Annotated in this window: 5 protein-coding genes; all 5 read left to right on the top strand. The window is 72.8% G+C overall.

The window, feature by feature from the left end; all coding sequences use genetic code 11:
• The coding region (locus VF542_RS03975; protein WP_408650409.1) for a hypothetical protein at window positions 1-275 on the top strand (275 nt) is incomplete at its 5' end.
• A 31-nt stretch (window positions 276-306) separates the two neighbouring features.
• Window positions 307-1,668 (top strand): HNH endonuclease, encoded by a 1,362-nt coding sequence (locus VF542_RS03970; RefSeq protein WP_408650408.1) that lies wholly within the window; start codon window positions 307-309, stop codon window positions 1,666-1,668.
• A 62-nt stretch (window positions 1,669-1,730) separates the two neighbouring features.
• On the top strand, window positions 1,731-3,242 hold the full coding sequence (locus VF542_RS03965) for a precorrin-3B synthase (protein ID WP_408650407.1): 1,512 nt from the start codon (window positions 1,731-1,733) through the stop codon (window positions 3,240-3,242).
• Window positions 3,239-3,874: a precorrin-8X methylmutase gene (locus VF542_RS03960; protein WP_408650406.1), complete on the top strand. Its 636-nt coding sequence runs from the start codon at window positions 3,239-3,241 to the stop codon at window positions 3,872-3,874. The genes VF542_RS03965 and VF542_RS03960 overlap by 4 nt, the downstream gene beginning before the upstream one ends.
• Window positions 3,871-5,042: precorrin-2 C(20)-methyltransferase (locus tag VF542_RS03955; protein ID WP_408650405.1), on the top strand; the 1,172-nt coding region annotated here is incomplete at its 3' end. The genes VF542_RS03960 and VF542_RS03955, both read left to right, overlap by 4 nt.

Here is a 5,042-nt window from a genome sequence, read left to right as displayed (position 1 = left end):
GGGTCACGCGGACGAGGCGCCAGGCCTACGGCGCGGCAGCCTGGAAGTCGCAGACAGGGCGCGGCGACGAGGAGCTTTCGGCCTCGTCGGTCGAGCTTTCGGCCTCGTCGGTCGAGCTCTCGACCTTGCCGGCGACCGGTGCGCGGCTCGGACCGAACTCGCTTCGGGAACTCCGCGCGTTCGGTTGTCCGGCGCTGTGCGGGCTGGCGGACCCGCACAGCGCCGGTTATCCACATTCGGGTTTGAACTTATCCACAAAGGGAAAACCCACCTGATTACCTGTACAATCGTGCTAAAATCAGCGGTATGTTCGACAGCATCGATGAGGAGTTCGCCGCCCTGGTGGCAGACCTTCCGGACCTGCCGTCGGACCTGCTGTCTGACCTGCCCGAGCCGGACTGGAACGAGCATCCGGTATATGCCGAACTGGTGCCCGCCGCCGAACGGCTGATGCAGCTCCTCGACCTGCCGCCGGCCAACCGTCCCACCGGCGAGATCGCGCTGTTCGACCCTCAGCTGCTGTCCCCGGCAGCCCGGATCGACCTGCTCACCCTGCTCGAAGAGCAGAAGCACTGGCTGGACTCGGTGCAACAGCAGGTGCTCGCCGAGATCGAGGCGGCTGATGCCAGCGAACTCCACCTCTCGCAGGAGGCAGTCTCGCTTGCCCTGGGTGTTCCCACCAGGACTGCCCAGACCAAGCTGAAAGCGGCCAGCCTGCTGGTCCGCGAGCTGCCGGCGACCTTGTCGCTGCTGCACGCCGGAAAGATCTCCTACCGGCACACCGAGGTGATCTGTGAGCAGGCATGGTCCCTCCCGCCGGAGTTGGTGGCCGAGTTCGAGGGTGCGGCACTGGCCCGGGCCGCTGACCAGACGGTCGGCCAGCTGCGGCAGGCGGCCCGGCGGGCAGTGGCCAGGATCGATCCGGGCAACGCCGAGCGGCGCCATCAGCACGCCCTGGCCGACCGCAAGGTGGGCTTCCAGCCGTGCGAGGACGGCATGGTCCTGCTGCCGGTCCTGCTCGATGCCCCGCAGGGCCAGCTGATCTTCACCCGGTTGACCGCTGCCGCGACCCTGCTGCCGGCCGCCGATGACCGGACGATGGACCAGAAGCGCGCGGATCTGCTGGTCGACGCGGTGCTGTCCGGCCTGCCGCACGACGCGCTACCCGAACTGCAGGGCCGCCGTCCGAGCATCCAGATCGTCGTCTCGGCCGACACCCTGCTCGGCCTGGACGACGAACCGGCTGACCTGGCCGGCTACGGCCCGATCACCGCCGGGACCGCCCGCCGCTATGCCGCCGACGCGTCGGGAACCTGGCGCCGGCTGCTCACCGATCCGGACACCGGCGCGCTGCTGGACATCGGCAAGGACAACTACCGGCCGGTGCAGCGGCTGCGGGATTTCGTCCTGGCCCGCGACAGCGTGTGCTGCTTCCCGACCTGCGGCCAACCTGGTTACCGGTGCGAGTTCGAGCACATCGTGGCCTTCTCCCAGGGCGGCCGGACCTGCCGGTGCGGCGGCGCGCTGGCCTGCAAGCGGCACAACCTCTGCAAGATCGGCACCGGCTGGCAGTACCGCCGGCTACCCGATGGGGCCTACCGCTGGACCGACGACACCGGCCACGAATACACCGGCCATCCGCCGCAGCGCTGGGCACCCTGGCGCTAGCGGGGCGCTGCCCCGGCATGACCACGCGTAACGCCACGCGCGGGAGCCGTACGATCTCGGACGTGTCACCACTGCCCACTGCCCACCGCGCCGGCCCACAGGACTCCTGTCCCGGCGCGATACGGCTGCACCAGGCAGCCGACGGTGGGCTGGCCCGGGTACGCGTACCGGGCGGAGTGCTGACCGCGGCGCAATGGCGGGCGCTGGTCGCCGCGGCCCACGAGCTGGGCAACGGGCAGCTGGAACTCACCTCGCGCGGCAACCTGCAACTACGCGGGCTGCGCGACGGCGACGAGGTGCCGCTGGCCGCCCTGCTGCAGGACGCCGGCCTGCTGCCCTCACCGGCTCACGAACGGGTACGCAACCTGCTCGCCTCCCCCTTGACCGGCCGGGACGGTGCCGGCCTGGCCGATGTCCGGCCGCTGATCACGGAGTTCGACCGAGCGCTGTGCGACCGCCCAGCACTGGCTGAGCTGTCCGGCCGGTTCCTGTTCGCCCTGGACGACGGCCGCGCCGACGTCCTGGCCGGCGAGCCCGACATCGCGGTCACGGCCACCTCGCCGGACTCCATGCAGCTGCTGCTGGCCGGCCGGCCGGTCGGCGCGCCGGTGCCGAGCACCGCCGTGGTCGATTTGATGCTCGCCGCCGCCGGGGCCTTTCTGGCAGAGCGCCAGGCCCAGGGCGGCAACGCCTGGCGGCTGGCCGAACTGGCCGACGGGCCGGCACGGGTAGCCGCCCGGCTGGGGCTGCCGGAGCCTCTCGGCAGGGCCGCTCCGAGCACCGGCCGTGGACCGGGCGGTGCTGACCCGGCCACCGTTGCCGGCCCTGACCCGGCCACCGTTGCCGGCCTGCACGGCCGAGCACCTGGGCCGGGGCTGGTCCGGCAGCGGGACGGCGGCAACGCCCTGGTCATCGGTATCCCGCTGGGCAGCCTGAGCGCCGAGCAGGCCGGCGCCCTGCTCGCTGGGCAGCCGATCCTGACGCAGCTCATCCTGACGCCGTGGCGCAGCATCGTGCTGCCCGACCTGACCGCCGGCGACCTCACCGAGCTGCTTGCCGGCTGCGCCCGGCTGGGGATGATCACCGACGGATCCGACCCGCTGCACGGGGTCACCGCCTGCACCGGCCGACCGGGTTGTGCCTCCGCGCTGGCCGACGTCCGGGCCGACGCCGTCAAGGTGCACCGCGCAGGCGTCGATGCCCGGCCGGCCACTGAAGGTCCCCGGCCGGCCACTGAAGGTCCCCGGCCGGCCACGGAAGGTTTCCGGCAAACCACCGATCCCCGGCCCGTGACCGACCACCCGTCGACCCCCGGTCACCCGTCGACCACCGACCTCCAGCCCGCCACCGATCCCCGGCCCGTGACCGGCGTGCACTGGTCCGGCTGTGGCCGCCGGTGCGGCCGGCCCGCCGGCACGGTGATCGACGTGATCGCAACCGGCTCGGGCTACCAGGTGCACCAGGGAAACCGCAGCGTCGAGATCAGCGGAGCACGGGCCGAGCTGAGCGCCGCCCTGGGCACCCGCACCGACTCCCTGCTAGGCACCGGCTCCGTCCTGGCAGGCACCCGGTGACCGGCTACCTCACCGACGGCGCCGAGATCTACCGGCAGTCCTTCGCCACCATCCGCGCCGAAGCCGACCTGTCCGGCCTGCCCGCCGACGTGGCCCGGGTCGCCGTCCGGATGATCCATGCCTGTGGCATGACCGACCTGGTCGAGGATCTCGACTACTCCCCCGGCGTCGTGGAATCGGCCCGCAACGCCCTGCTGGCCGGCGCCCCCATTCTGTGCGACGCCCAGATGGTCGCCTCCGGAATCACCCGCCGCCGGTTGCCGGCCGGCAACGAGGTGGTGTGCACCCTGGGCGACCCGCGGGTGCCCGATCTCGCCACCCGACTCGGCACCACCCGCAGCGCCGCCGCCCTCGAGCTGTGGCGCGAGAGGCTGGCCGGCTCGGTGGTCGCGATCGGCAACGCCCCGACCGCACTGTTCCGGCTGCTGGACCTGATCGAGGCCGGCGCCGCTCGTCCGGCAGCCGTGATCGGGATCCCGGTCGGCTTCATCGGAGCCGCCGAGTCGAAGCAGGCGCTGGCCGACTCCCATGCCCGCACCGGCGCCCCCGAGTACCTGATCGTGCGCGGCCGGCGCGGCGGTTCGGCCGTCACCGCCGCCGCGATCAACGCGATCGCCAGCGAGGAAGAGTGAACGAGCTGCCCGACAGCACCGCCCGGCCACCAGGCCGGGGCACCGGACGGCTGGCCGGCGTGGGCCTCGGACCGGGCGATCCGGAACTGGTCACCGTCAAGGCGGCCCGGTTGATCAGCGCCGCCGACGTCATCGCCTTTCACAGCGCCCGGCACGGACGCAGCATCGCCCGGTCGGTCGCCGAGCCCTACCTGCGGCCCGGGCAGGTCGAGGAGGCGCTGATCTATCCGGTCACCACCGAGACCACCGACCATCCCGGCGGCTACGCCGGGGCGATGGAGGACTTCTACGCCGCCGCCACCGAACGGCTGGCCGCGCACCTGGAGGCCGGCCGCAACGTGGTGGTGATCGCCGAGGGCGACCCGATGTTCTACGGCTCCTACATGCACCTGCACAAGCGCCTGGCACACCGTTACCCGTGCGAGGTGGTGCCCGGGGTCACCTCGATCAGCGGCGCCTCCGCCGCACTCGGCCGGCCGCTGGTCGAGCACGAGGAGATCCTCACCGTGCTGCCCGGCACGCTGCCCGGCGAGGTGCTCGCCGACCGCTTGGCCGGCACCGACCCAGCCGTGGTGATGAAGCTCGGACGCACCTTCGACAAGGTGCAGCGCGCCTTCGCCACCGCCGGCCGGCTGGACGAGGCCTGGTACGTCGAGCGGGCCAGCACCGGCCAGCAGCGCATCCTGCCGCTGGCCGAGGTCGATCCGGCCGGGGTGCCGTACTTCTCGCTGGCGCTGCTGCCCAGCCGCGGAGGCGAGGCGATCCCCGCCCCGCGGCAGGGCACCGGCCGTGCCGAGCAGCGCGGCGAGGTGGTAGTGGTGGGCCTCGGCCCGGCCGGCCGGGACTGGCTGACCCCCGAGGTGCAGGCCGAACTCGCCGCCGCCGATGAGCTGGTCGGCTACACCACCTACCTGAACCGGGTGCCGGTCAACCCCCGCCAGCGCCGGCACGCCTCGGACAACCAGGTGGAGTCCGAACGCGCCGCCTTCGCCCTGGACCTGGCCAAGCGCGGGTCCCGGGTGGCCGTGGTGTCCTCCGGTGACCCCGGGGTGTTCGCGATGGCCAGCGCCGTGCTGGAGATGGCCGGCGACGAGCAGTGGCGCGACGTCGAGGTCCGGATCTGCCCAGGTCTGACGGCGGCCCAGGCGGTCGCCAGCCGGGGCGGGGC

This window comes from Jatrophihabitans sp. (genome assembly GCF_036389215.1).
In the GTDB taxonomy this organism is placed as follows: Bacteria; Actinomycetota; Actinomycetes; order Mycobacteriales; family Jatrophihabitantaceae; genus Jatrophihabitans_A.
This window is presented reverse-complemented; position numbering and strand designations above follow the sequence as displayed.